We start from the raw sequence: 17,013 nt of genomic DNA on the forward strand, positions 1-17,013 counted from the left end.
TTCACCCCCTTGTTCCACGCGCGATATCGCAGAACCAACGCATCCTTCCCATCATTCTCATACCGGCGGCACGCAGGCTTGCGCACGGCCTGCGTCTGCGTGGCGAAACGGTCGGAACATCGGCAATTCACCACGCTGAAGGAAAGTCAGCGAGGTAATCCGACGATGATCTAACCGAATTGCTGCGCTGGAGCCGCTCAGCGTAGCGAATCAGTTAGAACGTCAGCACAATGCCACGGACAGAGGCACGCAAGGGTGGCAATACGGAGAAGGACTATCCGTTTTGCTCCGCTGAGAGCGGTCAACGTAGCAAAACGGTTGGAACATCAACGGGCTGCCACGCTGAGAGTGGGCTCAGCGGGGTGATCCGACGGAAGACTATCTGTTTTGCTCCGCTGAGAGCGGTCAACGTAGAGCAACAGTTGGAACCTCGCATTCGACGGTCAGTGCTTGGCGATAAGGCGATGGTCGGGCGTGATTTCGAGAACCCGGTCGAAATCGCGGGTGTACTGCGTGTCATGCGTAGCCATGATCAGCGTGACCGGCAACGACAGCAGCAGTGAGACGATGCGTTCGGCATTGTCCGGGTCGAGGGAGGAGGTCGGCTCGTCCGCGAGCAGGATGCGTTTGCCGCGCAGCAGGGTGCGCGCTATCTCGATGCGTTGCACCTGCCCGCCGGACAGCTTCGAGCCGTGCTCTCCGCACGCGTAGGACAGCGGGTCATCGCCGAGTTCGCCGGCGAGCCCCACTTTGCCCAGCACGTCGAGCAGTCGCGCGTCGTCGAACGGTTCGCCGAACGTGAGATTGAATCGCACGTCGTCGTCGAAGACGAACGGACGCTGTTCGATGAATCCCACGTGACGTGACAGATCGTCGCCGACGCTGATGTCACGGCCGTCCACATACCCTTGGATCGTGTCGAGCAACGAGGACTTGCCGATGCCAGACGGTCCCACCAACGCGATCTTCTCGCCCGCACGGACGTCGATGCGCTGCGCGGGCAGCAACGTCGCGTCGGCGTGACGCACGGCCGGGACGTCGAACGCGATCGCGGACCAGCCGTCCGTGTCATTGGCGTGCAGTTCCATACGCGTCACTTCGGGCGCAGTCGGCATCTCGCCGTGCAGCGCACGACGAATCTGCCCGCGGATCGTCTTCGTAGTGGCGATCTCATTGCAATGTTCCGCCGCGGCGCGGAACGGGCCCGACACGCGGTCGCTCGCCATGAACATGGCGACCAGCGAGGCGCCGGTGATCGGCCATCCGGCATGCATCATCAGCAGGCCGATCGTGATCGGCACCAGATACGCCAACGCCGACAGCACCACCATCGCGACGCCGGCCAGTCCCTGCCGATTGCTCATCGTGCACATCGACGACTCCGACCTGCGCAGCCGGCGTTCCATATAGGCGAGTACCGTGGCGAACGCACCGTTCGTGTACAGTCCGTGCCGCGCATCGAACGCGTCGGACAGCGACTGGTTGAACCGTTCAGTGTCCACGGACCAGGCCTCGCTCGACCTGCGCAGCGCCGACGCGAACAGCTTCGGCGCGGCCATCGGCAGCAGCGAGAACAGGATGAACAGTACGGCCAGCGGCGCGTTGAGCCACAGCATGTACACCATGGAGACCGTTCCCATGGTCAGGTCCACGGCCACCGTGAACACGGCCTTGAGATAGTTGTCCCGGTACAGCGCGAAATCGTTGTTGATCTTCGAGACGACCTGCGACGCTTTATCCGAAGACACGTACCGCAGCTTCGCCTCGATATAGCGCCGCTTGCGGTCGATCAGCAGATCCCTCACGATCACGTTCTCCACCATGACCGCCAGCTGCTCGCACGACCAGATCGCGCAGAACGCCAGCAGATAGCCGACGCCGAACGCGATCATGGACTGGACGGACGAGCCCGCGACGAACCGGGGCAGTGTGGAGATCGCCTGCGCGAGCACCACGCCGTCGAACCCGCCGACCACCATCAACAGCGTGAACAATGCGACCCGCAGTCCCAGCCGCACGCGGTGAGGCAGCCCTGCCGACATCTTCCGAGTCTTTGATGATGCAGCTTCCGTCATGGTCATGAGATGCATGCAATGCTCCTTGCGCTTCGCTTGTCACCGTATCGCGGATGGGGTTCCCCACACGTTCTGTCTGTGCGTTCCTTCTCATGTTCCCCATGTTCGGAGGAACACTCCCGGAATGGCCGTAGTATCATCATCGTTTGTTGATGACGGGAAGTGAGCCTATGGAGAGCGGAAGCGGAGCCGCGCAGGACCGGTGCATCGGCATTGTCGACAACGATGCGATGACGCGCGCGTTCCTGCGTCAGGTCATCGAACGGAACATGCCCGGGTATCACGTGATCTGGTGTGCGTCACAGGGAGAACAGGCCATCGGGCGTTGCGGCAGAAACGACGACTGTCCGGATCTACTCATCATGGACATGTCGCTCGAAGGCATCAGCGGTGTGCAGGCATGCGCCGTGATCCGTTCACGCAATGCCGTCATGCCGATCCTCGCCATCACCTCGTTCGAGCCGGGGACGTATCTTGCGGCCGCGGCGGAGGCCGGGGTACAGGGACTGGTCGGCAAATCGGACCTGACCGCCATCGAACAGGCCATCGGACTGGTCGCGAACGGCGGCGTGATGAAGCCGGTCGGCGCCGTCCGGTTCGATGCCCCGGCCGTGGCATACGGCCGATTGTCATCAGGAGATGGCCCGCATTACGGTCCGCTGTCGTTTCAGGAGGCCACGGTCATGGACCTGTGCATCGGCGGGTACACGTCGGAGCAGATCGCCGGGCTGCTGGGCATCGCCTCGGCGACGGTGCGCACCCATGTGGCCCATGCCAAGAAGAAGCTCGGTTCCTCGAACCTCAGTCAGGCGGCGGTGCGATGGATGCAGATCAAAACGGTGTCGTGCACAACGGTGTCAGACGCAACGGTGTCATGAACGCGGAGCCGGCGCATTGGCGCAAACGTCTGCGTATCCTGACCGACAAGATGTCCGCTTGGATGGCCCGTCCGCTGCCGGCGGTGCTGTGTCTGGTCGCAGCCGCGGTCGACATGATGGAATGGCCCTCCGGCATGGCGGTCTACGGCGCCGACACGGTGCCATGGTGGCTGTGCGGGTTGATGGTCGCCGCATTGGCCTTGTCTGCGGCGTTTCCGAGGCCCGGCTCACTGTCCATATGCCTGCTGTTCGCGATGACGTCGGCGGTGCCATGGCTGAGTTCCGGCATGTTTCATATGAGCGTGATGGCCGCCTTGCTCAACGTGGCCATCACGTCCGAGCCCCGCTGGCGCTGGTCGTGTTATGCGCTGGCGGTGATCGGCAGCGCCTTCGAGGCGTTCCCCGGCCTCGACGGCATTGCCCTGATGTTCAACCAGGCGGTGTTCTACGCGATACCGATGGTGGTCGCCTACGCCTTGCGCGTCAAGGACCATGCGATGAAGGCCGAACGCGAGGCAGAACGTCTGCGTGCACAGCAGGCGGAGACCGAGCGGTTGCGCGAACGGTTCGCATTGTCCCGGCGTATCCATGACTCGTTGAGCGGCACGTTGTCGTATATCGCGTTGCGTACCGAACGTCCGGACGGGCACAGGGCCGGTGACGATCGGCGCGACACGGACAGTGCGTTGCTTGCCGACATCCACGATCAGGCCATGCGTGGCCTGGACGACGTGCATCGGATCATTCGCATGATGCGCAATGCCGAGGCCTCGCCCCAGGATGCCGCCGGGGCTGGTGATGAGCCAGGTGACGAACCGATGGGTCTGCGGGCGACCGTGGATCGTGGGCGCGGAATGCTGGACAATCTTGGCTTCCATGGTGAGGCACACATCGACGGTTCCATCCCGGAGAGCCGGTCTTCCAGCGTCGGAGCGATCGAGGCGAATGCGCTGGTAGGCGAGCTGTTTGCGAACGTCGTGCGGCATGGCAGGCGCCCCGGAGGCACATGGTATATGGACATCCGCGTGACCGACGACGCAGTGTTCATTACACAGACCAACGAGCTTGGGGATGACGGTCAGGCATGGTCCGGAGGCACCGGACTGGCATCCCATGCCGAGGTCATTGCGCGGCTGGGCGGTCAGCTGAGACACAGCATCATGGACGGCTCCTGGTTCGTGTCGGCCACGATACCGCTGCGGGCGTCCGCTCTCTGACTTGCCGTTCGTATTGGTCCTCGGCCTGTTGTCAGCCCTATCCTGCAGTTGTCTGCACCCGCATCAAGTAGACGGCGATCCCCGCCACAACACCCCTTGAAATTCCGCCATTGCCGCGCCCATTACTGGGCGGCGGCGATGCACAGCCAGCCGAGCGTCACGCAGATGAGCGGAACGACGATCGTGGCGGCGCAGTAGGCCGCGGCCATACCGAAGCGCTCCTTGCGGGCGAGCGAGACCATCTCGTTGATCGCCGTGGAGAACGTGGAGAAACCGCCGAGGAAGCCGGTGACGAACAGCAGGTAGGTGCCGTGGTCGACGGTCTGGTAGGCGTAGGCGGCCGCGGCAATGCCCGCGCAGAACGTGGCGATCACGTTGATCACGAACGTGGAGAGCGGGAACGCGTTGTTCCACAGGCGTTGGATGGACGTGTTGAGCACGAAGCGGGTTACGGCGCCCAGGCCGCCGCACGCGGCAACCAAGAGGAATGTGGTGAATGCGCTCATTGTTCGCGGGCCTCCCCTCGCAGCGGATCGGCGACCATCGGGATTTCGTCGGTCACCGGATCGGGTTCGAACGACGGCACGAGCTTGGACGCGGTCAGCGCGTCCAGTTGGACCGTGGTGCCGTCGGCGCGCACGACGGTCGGGCCGCCCGACGGCGCGGCGCCGCCGTTGCCGTCGTGCGACGCCGCGGACTGGCCGTTCGACGCCGTGCCGTTCGACGATACGGCGGTGCGCACACCGTCGCGCGCGACCGGCTGACCGTAGTCGCCGGCCGGCGCCTGCGAACGTGCGACATTAGCGCCGTCGCCGCGATCGATCGCATCGTGGATCGCCTTGCGCGAGTGCTTCTCGGCCGCGCGCAGGGCGAGCATCGTGCCGCCCCACGCGACGAACAGGCCGCACGCGAAGCTGAGCAGCGTGTAGAACGCGAATCCACCGATCTCGCTGGCCTGCAGCGAGGTCAGGTCCTCGATCGCCATGGCGGACAGCGTGGAGAAGCCGCCGCACATGCCCATGCCGACGCCGCGGCTGGTCAGTTCGCGCGCACGCTTGCGGATCCACGACGCCTGCGACATGTAGGCGCTGAGCGCCGCGAAGATGAAGCAGGCGCACATGTTCGCGATGAACGTGGACGGGTGGAACGCGCTGAAGAAGCCGTCCGCCGCGATCGGATTCGGCAGGGCCAGGTTCAGGCCGTAGCGCAGGCCGGTGCCGACGAAGCCGCCGAGGAAGACGACAAGGTAGATCATGCCGTCGGCGAGCGGATTGAACCGCGCCTGCATGCGCTTCATGGGCGCGAGCGGGATTTTCGGCGGCGTGGGCTGGCCTTCGCCGAACAATGCCGCGATCGGGCGGCCGGACGCGGCGTTGATTTTTGCCGCAGACATTTCCATGGTGGGCGGGTCGATGTCGTTCGACGCCAGCTTGGCGAGCGGCGTGGCCGGCGGGGCAAGCGGCTCGGACTGATCATCGGACGGATCCGCGACCGATTCGTCGGACGACTTGTCGACCGAATCGTCGGCAACGTCATCCGCGGCGGCAAACGTTGGCGTAACATCGTTCGATGCCAACGATGTCGTCAAATCGTCGGCAACATCATGCGCAACACCGTCATGCGCAGCATCATCGGCAACATCCGTCTCGGCCACGGCGTGCGCGACCGCGGCATCGTCGACGACCGCGACCGCATCCGGCGGCAGCGGTATATCGGACAGTTTCGGCGGCACCGCCGTGTTCAGAATCGGCAGTTCCAGCGACGGAACGTCTTCCTCGGACATGTCAATCTCTCCCCCAACGTCACAGTCATCGGCACTTCAGCACTCGTACCACGCACGCATCACTCGCGGCAGGCGCGAGCGACAACGCGCAGGACAATAACAGAACGGCCGGCCCGAAGCAACCTTGGCATCCGGCCGGCCGTCAATGCGTCCGTCAGTCGATCAGCGAGTGGACGGAGATGATGTGGTCGCGCTGCGGGCCGGTGCCGATCGCGGAGATGCGGCAGTTCGACAGCTCCTCGAGGCGCTTGACGTACGCCTGGCAGGTGGCCGGCAGGTTGTTGAAGTCATGCACGGACGAAATGTCCTCGCTCCAGCCCGGCATCATCTCGTAGATCGGCTTGGCGACGGCGAACGCGGCCTGATCGGTCGGCATGTCGTCGAAACGCTCGCCGTCCACGTCGTACGCGACGCAGATCGGGATCTCCTTGAGACCGGTGAGCACGTCGAGCTTGGTGAGCACGATGTCGGTCAGGCCGTTGACCTGGCTCGCGTAGCGGTTGACGACCGCGTCGAACCAGCCGCAGCGGCGCGGACGGCCGGTGGTCACGCCGTACTCGTGGCCCTGCGCGCGCAGCCAGTCGCCGGACTCGTCGAACAGTTCGGTCGGGAACGGGCCTTCGCCCACGCGCGTCACGTACGCCTTGGCGACGCCGATCACGCGGTTGATCTTGGTCGGGCCGACGCCGGTGCCGGTGCACGCGCCGCCCGCGGTCGGGTTGGAGGACGTGACGAACGGGTACGTGCCGTGGTCCACGTCGAGCATGGTGGCCTGCGCGCCCTCGAACAGGACGGTCTTGCCCTCGTCGAGCGCCTTGTTGAGGATCAGGCCGGTGTTCGCGACGTACGGCTTGAGACGCTCGCCGAGCTTGAGCAGCTCGTCGGTAGTCTGGTCCACGTCGATGGCGCGGCGGTTGTACAGCTTGACCAGGATCTGGTTCTTCTGGTGCAGGCTGGCCTCGACCTTGTCGTGCAGGTGGTCGGCGTTGAACAGGTCGTGCACGCGGATGCCGACGCGGTTGATCTTGTCGGCGTAGGCCGGGCCGATGCCGCGGCCGGTGGTGCCGATCTTGTGCTTGCCGAGGAAGCGTTCGGTGACCTTGTCGAGCACGCGATGGTACGGCGCGATGACGTGCGCCGCCTCGGAGACGAGCAGGCGCGAGCAGTCGACGCCGCGCGACTGCAGGCCGTCGATCTCCTCGAACAGGACTTCCGGATCAACGACGACGCCGTTGCCGATCACCGGGGTGACGTTCGGGCTGATGATGCCGGACGGCAGCAGGTGCAGCGCGTACGACTCGTTGCCGACGACCACGCTGTGGCCCGCGTTGTTGCCGCCGTTGAAACGCGCGACATAATCGACCTTCGTACCGATCAGATCGGTAGCCTTACCCTTGCCTTCGTCGCCCCACTGAGCGCCGATCAACACGATTCCAGGCATAACTTACCTCCGCCACATCGCCAATTTCCGCCGTCGATTAGGTTACCCTACGCCCTCTACCCCGGCGGGACAATTCCCCCGTTCCCGCCCGCATGGCGGATAGCTCTCGCGGTCGCACCCCGCCTTCGCACGCCATTCACGGACAGCGGTTATCCGCGTGACCGACAGACGGCCAACGGGGTCGCACCCCGCCTGCGCACGCCATTCACGCTCGCCCCTCTCGCATGGCGCATGGTCGCGCTGTCCTCTCACGCGCGTTTCACGGTTGTGGTTTCACGCGTGAGTTTCACGTGAAACACTGCGTTATGTGAAACGGCCGCGAAGAACAGGCGCGCACGATGATCGTGCGAATGATCGTGTGAAACAGCCGCTACGATGGGCGGCATGAGCGAGTTGAACGAACGCATGCCGTACGTGACGGCGTTTCCACGCGCGTTGGGCACGGGGATGATCGTGCGGACGTCGCATCCGATCGGCGACGATCTGCGCGCGACCATGTCGTCGTTCATCGACGACTACGAACGCACGCTGTCGCGATTCCGCAATGATTCGACGGTTGCCGCGATGGGCCGGGCCGAGCACGGCGGCGCGTTCGACTTTCCCGCGTGGACCAGCGCATTGTTCGATCTGTACGACGCGTTGTGCGACGCGACGAACGGCGCGATCGACCCGTGCGTCGGGGAGGATCTGATCCGTCTCGGCTACGGCGCGGACTATGCGTTCACGGTCGAACCCGGCGCAGACGGCCGGCTCGGCGCGATTCACGGCCGGCCGACGTGGCATGGCGACGTCGAGCGGCGGTCCACGACCGACGCTGACGGCATGGTCGGCACGACAGGCCGAACCGGCGTGACCGGTACGACGCTGATCACGCATCGACCCGTGCATCTCGACTTCGGCGCGTGCGGCAAGGGATATCTCGTCGATCTGCTGGCTGCGCGTTTCATCGCAACAGCAGCCGAGGAGTTCGTGATCGACGCGGGCGGCGACCTGCTGATCCAATCGTCGCAGCCGATCACGATCGCGCTGGAGGACCCCGCCGACACGTCACGCGCGATCGGCACGGCGAGCGTATCGTCCGGCGCGTTCTGCGCGAGCGCGCCCAGCCGCCGGCGCTGGGAAAAACACCCGGAAAACGGCGGCGTTCCGGGAACCAATACGATAGTCCATCATCTGCTCAACGCCATCGACGGACTACCCGTGCGCGACGTCGCCGCCACGTGGGTGTCAGTCAATCTTTCTGACAACGAGCGCCGCACGGCCGCGAGCGCGTCAAGCCGCGCCGGCAGCGGCGCCGTCCCGTCAATCGACAGTCGCGACTTCGACGCACGCGCGTACCCCGCCGCACTGGCCGACGGGCTGGCGACGGCCCTGTTCGTCGCCGACCCGAATCGTCTAGCTGCCCGCTTCCCCCGCGCCTTCGACTGCGCGATCCTCCACGCCGACCGCACCCTCGCCGCATCCCGCGCCTTCCCCAGCACCTTCTTCACGCGCCAATAACACAAGCAACCGCGCTGCGCGCGACCGACACCATGTCCGGTCACGCACAGCGCGATTGCCGATGAACTCATCAGCCAGAGAAAGCGAACCAGCTGACGCGTGCGGCCTCTAGGCGCACCGAGGGAAGGCGTACGAAGGTACGTCGACCGAGGAGTCATGCTCCGCATGACCTTCACGGCGGAGCCGCTCACTTCGCCTACGGACAACCCACAGGGTTGTCCGTTTCACGGCTCAGCGACGAGGACGCTCCGTCAGCTGGTGAGCGAGAACTGGCTGTTGTAGAGGTTGGCGTAGAACCCGCCGGCCGCAAGCAGCTGTTCGTGAGTGCCGCGTTCGATCACGTCGCCGTGGTTCATGACGAGGATCATGTCGGCGTCGCGGATCGTGGAGAGGCGGTGCGCGATCACGAACGACGTGCGGCCGACGGTAAGCGCGTCCATGGCCTTCTGGATGAGTTCCTCGGTGCGCGTGTCAACCGACGAGGTCGCTTCGTCCAGAATCAGGATCGGCGCGTCCTGCACCATCGCGCGGGCGATGGTGAGCAGCTGCTTCTGACCGGCCGACAGCGACGTGTTCTCGTCGAGCACCGTGTCGTATCCGTCAGGCAGCGACTGGATGTAATGGTCGAGTCCGACCGCGCGGCACGCCGCAACGATCTGCTCGTCGGTCACGCCCGGCTTGGAGTACGCGATGTTTTCGCGCACGGTGCCGCGGAACACCCACGTGTCCTGCAGCACCATGGAGAACTGGTCGTGCACGTTCCAGCGCGGCACGGACTTGGTGTCCACGCCGTCGATGGTGATGCGACCGCCGGCGATCTCGTAGAAGCGCATGAGCAGGTTGACCATCGTGGTTTTGCCCGCGCCGGTCGGTCCGACGATCGCGACCTTCTGCCCGGCCTTGACGGTCGCGGAGAAGTCGTTGATGATCGGCTTGCCCGGCTCGTACTCGAAGCGCACGTGGTCGAACTCGACGTCGCCGCGCACCGGCTGTCCCGCACCGTCCGCACGGTCCGCGCCGAGCAGCGCCGGCTTGTCGGACTCGTCGGCCATCTCCGGCTCCTCGAGGAAGCCGAACACGCGCTCGGACGCGGCGGCGCAGCGCTGCAGGTTCTGGAACGCCTGCGCGAACTGGCTGAGCGGCTGCGTGAACAGGCGGATGTACATCATGAACGCCACGATCACGCCGAATTCGATCTGTCCGTCCATCGCGAGCGCCGCGCCGACCACGCACACGACCACGTAGCCGAAGTTGCCGACGAACTGCATGAGCGGCATCATCAGACCGGACAGGAACTGCGACTTCCAGCCGGAGTCGTACAGGTCGGCGTTGTAGCGTTCGAAGCGGCGGATCGAATCGGCTTCGCCGTTGTACGCTTTGACGATGAGGTGCCCGGCGTACATTTCCTCGACGTGGCCGTTGACGTCGCCGAGCGCGGCCTGCTGGCGCGCGAAGTACTGCTGCGAGGCCTTCATGATCGCGCCCATGAGCACGAGTCCGAGCAGGCTGGAGCCGATCGCGCACAGCGCCATGATCCAGTTGTTCCAGAACATCATGACGAGCGCGCCGACGAACAGCGTGACGGACGTGATGAGCGAGCCGAGCGACTGGCCGAGTGTCTGACCGATCGCGTCGACGTCGTTGGTGATGCGGCTGAGCACGTCGCCGTAGCTGACCTTGTCGAAATAGCTGAGCGGCAGCTTGTTGATCTTCACGCTGATCGATTCGCGCAGCTGCTGGGCGGTGCGCTGCGTGACGTTCGCCATGAGCCAGCTCTGCAGGTAGCTGAGCAGCGCGTAGCCGACGTACAGCGCGACGAGCAGCCAGCCGATGCGGCCGACGGCGTCGAAGTCGATCGCGCCGGCGACCGGCTTGCCGTGGACGACGGCGGGCAGGCCCTTGGTGATTTCGTTGGTCATGTCCTTGAGTTTGTCCGGTCCGATGATTTGGAAGACGGTGCCGGCCGCGCCGAGGACGAGCGCGATGATGATGACGGGGATGTACTTGCGGCAGTAGTGGACGAGCTTGCCCATGGTTTTGCCGAAGTCCTGCGGTTTTTCTGTTGCGGATCCCGGGCCGCCGTGCGGTCCGCGTCCCATTGGTCCTGACATGATATAAGTCCTTTCACGTTAATCTCGGCTCCCCTTGTCAGGGGAGCTGGCAGCCGAAGGCTGACTGAGGGGTAGTCAATGGTTATGGAACGCTTTGTTGCTTAACCACCTTCTCTCCCTCCGTCATCGCTACGCGATGCCACCTCCCTCGTCAGAGGGAGGCGAGGATAAGGTCAAGCGGTCAATTCGGTCTTGCTGAGTTGGGATTCGGCGATCTGGCGGTAGACGTCGCACGTGTCGAGCAGTTCGCGGTGCGTGCCCTGGCCGACCACGCGCCCGTCGTCGAGCACGACGATGCGGTCCGCGTTCATGATCGTGCCGATGCGCTGCGCGACGATCAGTTTGGTCGCGTCTTTCGCGTGTGCGGCGAGCGCGTCGCGCACGTTGCGGTCGGTCGCGAAGTCGAGCGCGCTGAACGAGTCGTCGAAGATCAGGATCTCCGGATTGCGGTAGACGGCGCGCGCGATCGATAGACGTTGCTTCTGCCCGCCGGACACGTTCGATCCGCCCTGCGCGATCGCCGAGTCGAACCCGTCGTCCATGCGCTCGACGAACTCCGTCGCCTGCGCGACGTCGGCCGCTTCACGCACGCGTCGGCGTTCGTCGTCGGTCAGCTTGCCGTCGTGCGCCGCGTCGGCCGCGAGCTGCGCGGCTTCGCGCCGGCGTCCGGCCGCGGTGGACGTGTCCGCGAGCGCGACGCTCGCATCGTCCGCGCCGGACTTCCCCGGCCTGTCGCCGTAGCTGACGTTGCTTGTGACCGTGCCCTTGAACAGCACGGACTTCTGCGGCACGTAGCCGATGCGGTCACGCAGTGCGGTCAGGTTCCAGTCGCGCACGTCCACGCCGTCGACGAGCACCTGCCCGGCAGACACGTCGTACAGTCGCGGCACGAGGTTGATCAGGCTCGTCTTGCCGGATCCGGTCGCGCCGATGAACGCGACGGTCTGGCCGTGCTTGGCTTCGAACGAGACGTGTTCGAGGATCGGCTCGCGCGAGTCGGGGTACGTGAAACTCACGTCGCGGAATTCGACGGTGCCGGTCTGGTTGCCGCCGATGCGCGCCACGTCGGCGGCCGTGTCGCGGCCGTTCGTGACGAGCGGGTCGGTGTCGAGCACTTCGAGCACGCGCTGGGCGGAGACGTCGGCGCGCGGCCAGAGCACGAACACCATGCTCATCATGAGGAAGCTCATGATGACCTGCACGGAATAGCTGGAGAAGACGACCATGTTGGAGAACACGGTGAGCTTGTCGGTGAGCGCGGCCGCGTCGATCAGGCTGGAGCCGATCCAGTAGACGGCGAGCATGAGGCCGTTCATCACGGTGTTCATGAGCGGCATCATCACGGCCATCGCGCGGTTGGTGAACAGCTGCGTGTCGGTGAGGTCCTTGTTGGCCTTGGTGAACTTGGCTTCCTGATAGTCCTCGGCGTTGTACGCGCGCACGACGCGCAGGCCGGTCAGGTTCTCGCGGGCGACGAGGTTGATGTTGTCGGTGAGCTGCTGCATCGCCTTGAATTTCGGCATAACGAGCGCCATCAGCACGACGATGGCGACGAGCAGGATCACGACCGCAATGGCAGTAGCGAGAGTCCATTCGAAGCCGTCACCGGCGATTTTCATGATGGCCCAGACGGCCATGATCGGCGATTTGACGATCATCTGCAGGCCCATCGTGATGAACATCTGGATTTGCGTGATGTCGTTGGTGGAACGCGTGATGAGGCTGGCGGTGGAGAAGCGGCTCATTTCGGCCGGGCCGAACGATTCGACCTTACGGAATTCGAGCGAGCGCAGGCGCTGGCCGAAGCTGGAGGCGACGCGCGCGGCGATGTAGCCGGTCACGACCGCGCAGGCGACCGAGCCGAGCGAGACGAGCAGCATCTTGCCGCCGGCGATCCAGATGTCGCGCATCTCGCTGCCGGGCGTTTCGACGAGCGTGGTGATGTCGGACATGTAGTCGGGCAGTTCGAGGTCGAACCAGATCTGGCCGACGATGGTCACCAGGGCGATGAGCATCTGGCCTATCTCCGCTTTGGAGAGGTATTTCATGATGCGAAGCATTGCGGTTCCCCTTGTAGTTGGTTGGTGGTTATCGGTCAAGCGGTTTGGCTATCCGCGTGGTGTTCCCCTCATCTCGGTGCCCCCTTGTCAGGGGAGCTGGCTCGCGGAGCGAGGCTGAGGGGCAGTCGGACCCATTGCGAGAGAGTCTGAACACCACCCGATTAGTTTCTAGTCTCAAATTACTTACAGTGTAAGGTATTGCATATGAATCTGTGCGTTTCCTGAGAATCCAGCCCTCGCGCGTTCCCGCGTGGCGGAAATGGCTCGCTGACGCGTACGTCAGCGAGCCATTTCCGCCACGCGGGGTCGAGCCCGTCACCACGCGAGACGGGGCGGGCGCTACGCCTGATTCTCGCCGCCCTCGAACGCCTTGCGAACCTCTTCGGGAGTCGGGCGCGGCTGGCCGGGTCGGCAGATCGACATGTACGTCACAAACTCACGCGACAGGTCGACGAACTCGCGCGTGCGCCGCTCGCCCATCTGCGAGAAGATCCAGCAGACCGCGTCGCGCAACTCCTCCATGTCCTTCCGGCCGCGCTCGCGCCCGGCATCGGTCAGGTTCACAAGCACCACACGACGATCGTCAGGGTCGACTTCGCGCGTGATCAGACCTTTTTTCTCCATGGCGGACAGCAACGTGGAAACGCGGCCGGTAGTCGCGTTGAGCGCAACGGCCAGCTGCGACGGCGTCATCGTGCCATGATGGGCGAGCTGACGGATCGCGAACAGCTCGCCCTGCGAGCCGCGCGACAATTCGCGCTGCATGTCGGAACGATGACACCACGCGGTGCGCCACAGCTCGTCGACGGCCTCCTGCTCGAATCCCATGTGCATGCTCCTCGCCACGTACGGCAACAACGAACGTCGTCTTTCCGACGTTGCATATCATAATATCTCACACTATAAACAATTCATTACTGTAAACTATTTCGGCGAATTGTCGGCCGCGACGCAACCCGACGATGGCAGTGCGGCGCCTTCCCGACCATCCGCCCCACAAGCACCCCCGCACCGCGCACGCGCTCAATAGGCGGCGGGTCGACCGAGCGCGCGGGAAGTCGCCGAATCGCGATGCCGCCCACTGTTGCGCGAAGATCGCGGTTCGACCCAGCAAAGCCCGAACCATCAGGACCCCTGACGCCACTCCTACGACACGCGACACATAGGATGGCAATTTGGACGATCGTACCAAAACTTGACCCGTGCGGACTCAAGTAAATTATCCAGTTTGCCATGTTTGCGTTAACGCCACGCCCGGAGAAGTGTGACCTGCCTTACAGTAACGGGTGTATCATAGGCATCTCAACATATGACCGATATACTGAATAGTGACGTTGGCAAAGCAGTTAGCGCCGGCGGAGACGCCTGAGGAGAAGGCCCAGAGAAGGGGAAGATTATGAACACGATAGGAATACCGATACGTAGCCTGTGCAGCATAGCCGGATGCGGACACGAAGCCGAGGAATACGGTATGTGCGGAGAGCATTTCACCTCCGCTCTGGTGCACGGTGCATTCCAGTACCACCACACCAACGCACGTCCGCTGCATCACTGAGTCGCGGTTCGTTCTTTCTTGTATGACGGCGGCTGCCGATCGGAAACATAACATCCGACCGACAGCCGCCGTTTTGCAATCCGGCATTCGCCCGGACGCAGTCGAGACGAACCGCTCAAAACTGCTCAAAACTCCCTACGACTCCATATGCTCCAGCCCATACCCTCATCAATCTCTTTTTGCGTGACATCGGCGATACAATCCGCACGTTCCTAGCGGTAATGTCACGCTGAATCCTCCGCCAGCGTGACATTGCCGCCACTTACGGACTCCTACTGAGGGAAGATGTAACGCAACGATACCGTTTACGCGGCATCGCATCGCTCGTGCTCTGTCGGACCGGATGCAATGGGTACGAACTGCCCTTCACATTAAGCCCGACAGAACACTAGCCGAGCGCAGCAAGCTCTTCGGGAGTGAGATGCAGATCGATCGCAGCAAAGGAATCGTTGATTTCGTGCGGGTTGCGGGCGCTGGGGATCGTGAAGAGGTGATCATAGCGAGTCAGCTCCCACGCGAGCACGACGCGCTGGTAGGAGACGCCGCGGGCGGCAGCCACCTTGCGGAACGGGTCGTAGGCGGTCTGATCGAACGGATCGAGAAAGCCGCCGAGCGGCGACCAGCACACGAAATCAATCCCGAGTTCGGCGCAGTGCGCCATCGTATGCTCCGGATCGGGGTGCGACGGGGAAAATTGGTTCTGCACGGCGATCAGCCCGTCCCCGAGAATCTCCCGGGCCGTGTCGATCTGCGCGTTGTCCACGCGGGAAATGCCGGCATAGCGAATCACGCCCTCGTCCAGCAGCGTCCTGAGCGCGCCCATCTGGTCCTCGTACGGCACGGCCGGATCAGGACCGTGCGAATACAACAGGTCGAGCGCGTCGACGCCGAGCCGCATCGCCGACTCCTTCGCGTCGCGGATCATCGTCTCCGGGCGCGAATCAGCCATCCATCCGTACCGGCTGCCGGCCGCCTGCAGCCGTTGGCGATCGGACGCGTCGGCGGTGGCGTCGACATTGCCGTTGCGGTCATCGTCGCGCGCATCGCAGTCATAGTGCATGTCACGACTGTCATGGTCGACTGTCGGGTGCGCATCATCCTGCACCGCATCGGACGCAGCCGTCGGCTCGGCCGCCACGGCTGCGTCGATCGTGCGGCGATAACCCGTTTTCGTGGCGACCAAAACTTCGTCGCGCGGACCGTCCCAACTGGCGAGCGCATCACGCACCAGCGTCTCGCCGTAACCGAAATCGGTAGAAACGCCGGTGCCGTCCGCTCCCGGAGCGGTCGGCAGATAATACGACCACGCGGTGTCGAGATAGCGCACGCCCGCGTCGAGCGCGGCGTGAATCGTGCCGATCGCGGTCGCGCGGTCCGGGCGCCCCTCGATCGCGAGTGCCATCGTGCCCATGCCGAGCCGCGGAATACGATGACCCGCGAAATCGACCGTATGAGCAAAATCCGCGGGACCAGTGGAATCAGTACTATGCTGCAATGCCGTCATACCGCCCATCATGTCACACCCCGGGGCCTATGATGGACATGCAACCGAACGGGAGCCCGGATGGGCTGAGAGGAAGTCGCGAGCTTCGACCGTCAACTTGATGCGGGTAATGCCGCCGTAAGGAAACGGGTTGTTTCGCCGCAACAGCGCGGCGGTTCGCGATATTCTCCAGCTCATTCGACCATGACCGTTTGTCCGTCTGATCGGCGCGACATTCGCACGGTTCCGACGTGCGCGGACTCGTCACCGACGCATGGCACGGATCCGACGGCAAGCCCGCGGCGGCATGTCCACAGACGTGCCGCTCGCAACGCAACCGTGGACACGACTGCGGACGCGACCGACCAGCAGGCGCATGGGATTCCGGCGGGCTGCGACGACAACTGAAGAACAACAGAACAACAACTAGTGGTACTTGCACAAGGGTCATGAAGGGGCGCACCACCTTACAGGGTACGGCTGCTTCAGCGACCCTTTTTTCGTGGCGCCCGGCCGTGGTCCCGGCGGTTCCACGGACGCACGGCCTCGGTGCCGCGCGTCCGGGACCGAATGCCGCGCGAGCGGGCAAAGCACCCGGAACCATACCCAGAAAGCCAACCCGGAAGAGGAAGGGGAACCGATGATCGTCAACGGTCAGGAGGAAACGCTCGACGAGCCGATCAGCGTCGCCGATCTGCTCGAGCGCAAGGGACTCAGGGCGGCACGCGTCGCCGTCGAGCTGAACGGGGCGATCGTGCCGCGGGCCAAGCGCGCGGAGACGATGCTCAAGGGCACCGACACCCTGGAGATCGTCACGTTCGTGCAGGGCGGCTGAGGCCGCGCGCCGCCGGACGCATGGCGACGGACGGGCAATCCGCATCACACCAATCTCACACCGATCTCAATAAGT

Annotated in this window: 12 protein-coding genes and 1 riboswitch; of the genes, 4 read left to right on the top strand and 8 right to left on the bottom strand. The window is 64.0% G+C overall.

Annotated elements, in window-relative coordinates:
* Nucleotides 1-443: 443 nt before the first annotated feature.
* Nucleotides 444-2,042, bottom strand: a complete 1,599-nt coding sequence (locus KIH79_RS03835) for an ATP-binding cassette domain-containing protein (protein ID WP_219058199.1) — start codon at nucleotides 2,040-2,042, stop codon at nucleotides 444-446.
* 203 nt (nucleotides 2,043-2,245) lie between these two features.
* On the opposite strand from KIH79_RS03835, the gene KIH79_RS03840 reads away from it, so the two are divergent.
* Together KIH79_RS03840 and KIH79_RS03845 are read left to right on the top strand one after the other, a co-directional pair.
* A complete protein-coding gene (locus KIH79_RS03840) occupies nucleotides 2,246-2,953 on the top strand; it encodes a response regulator transcription factor (protein ID WP_219058200.1) in 708 nt (235 codons plus the stop codon).
* Entirely contained in the window at nucleotides 2,896-4,170 is a 1,275-nt protein-coding gene (locus KIH79_RS03845) for a sensor histidine kinase (protein WP_219058201.1), read from the top strand. Before KIH79_RS03840 ends, KIH79_RS03845 begins: the two co-directional genes overlap by 58 nt.
* 122 nt (nucleotides 4,171-4,292) lie before the next feature.
* Here KIH79_RS03845 and KIH79_RS03850 read toward each other — a convergent pair whose 3' ends face one another.
* The 3 genes from KIH79_RS03850 to KIH79_RS03860 form a co-directional block, all read right to left on the bottom strand.
* A complete protein-coding gene (locus KIH79_RS03850; RefSeq protein WP_219058202.1) occupies nucleotides 4,293-4,676 on the bottom strand; it encodes a fluoride efflux transporter FluC in 384 nt (127 codons plus the stop codon).
* Nucleotides 4,673-5,953 carry a fluoride efflux transporter FluC gene (locus KIH79_RS03855; protein ID WP_219058203.1) on the bottom strand — a complete coding sequence of 427 codons (1,281 nt, stop codon included), beginning with the start codon at nucleotides 5,951-5,953 and terminating at the stop codon, nucleotides 4,673-4,675. The genes KIH79_RS03850 and KIH79_RS03855 overlap by 4 nt, the downstream gene beginning before the upstream one ends.
* A 154-nt stretch (nucleotides 5,954-6,107) precedes the next feature.
* The gene (locus tag KIH79_RS03860) at nucleotides 6,108-7,394 is read right to left on the bottom strand and encodes an adenylosuccinate synthase (RefSeq protein ID WP_219058204.1); all 1,287 of its coding nucleotides are present in this window, start codon (nucleotides 7,392-7,394) and stop codon (nucleotides 6,108-6,110) included.
* Between the two features lie 384 nt (nucleotides 7,395-7,778).
* On the opposite strand from KIH79_RS03860, the gene KIH79_RS03865 reads away from it, so the two are divergent.
* Complete coding sequence (locus KIH79_RS03865; protein ID WP_219058205.1) at nucleotides 7,779-8,894, top strand: FAD:protein FMN transferase; 1,116 nt, start codon at nucleotides 7,779-7,781, stop codon at nucleotides 8,892-8,894.
* 251 nt (nucleotides 8,895-9,145) lie between these two features.
* On the opposite strand, the gene KIH79_RS03870 is transcribed toward KIH79_RS03865, so the two are convergent.
* From KIH79_RS03870 to KIH79_RS03885, 4 genes are all read right to left on the bottom strand, one after another.
* Nucleotides 9,146-10,993 carry an ABC transporter ATP-binding protein gene (locus tag KIH79_RS03870; RefSeq protein WP_219058238.1) on the bottom strand — a complete coding sequence of 616 codons (1,848 nt, stop codon included), beginning with the start codon at nucleotides 10,991-10,993 and terminating at the stop codon, nucleotides 9,146-9,148.
* Nucleotides 10,994-11,178: 185 nt separating this feature from the next.
* On the bottom strand, nucleotides 11,179-13,065 hold the full coding sequence (locus KIH79_RS03875) for an ABC transporter ATP-binding protein (protein WP_219058206.1): 1,887 nt from the start codon (nucleotides 13,063-13,065) through the stop codon (nucleotides 11,179-11,181).
* A 339-nt stretch (nucleotides 13,066-13,404) separates the two neighbouring features.
* Nucleotides 13,405-13,893, bottom strand: a complete 489-nt coding sequence (locus KIH79_RS03880) for a MarR family winged helix-turn-helix transcriptional regulator (RefSeq protein WP_219058207.1) — start codon at nucleotides 13,891-13,893, stop codon at nucleotides 13,405-13,407.
* Nucleotides 13,894-15,008: 1,115 nt separating this feature from the next.
* Nucleotides 15,009-16,031, bottom strand: coding sequence for an aldo/keto reductase (locus tag KIH79_RS03885; protein ID WP_236023589.1), 1,023 nt, complete (start codon nucleotides 16,029-16,031; stop codon nucleotides 15,009-15,011).
* Nucleotides 16,032-16,162: 131 nt separating this feature from the next.
* Nucleotides 16,163-16,266, top strand: a riboswitch (TPP riboswitch).
* A gap of 477 nt (nucleotides 16,267-16,743) precedes the next feature.
* Here KIH79_RS03885 and thiS point away from each other — a divergent pair.
* Nucleotides 16,744-16,938, top strand: coding sequence for a sulfur carrier protein ThiS (gene thiS / locus KIH79_RS03890; protein WP_033492650.1), 195 nt, complete (start codon nucleotides 16,744-16,746; stop codon nucleotides 16,936-16,938).
* Nucleotides 16,939-17,013 lie beyond the last annotated feature (75 nt).

Source organism: Bifidobacterium miconis (assembly GCF_019331735.1).
In the GTDB taxonomy this organism is placed as follows: domain Bacteria; phylum Actinomycetota; class Actinomycetes; order Actinomycetales; family Bifidobacteriaceae; genus Bifidobacterium; species Bifidobacterium miconis.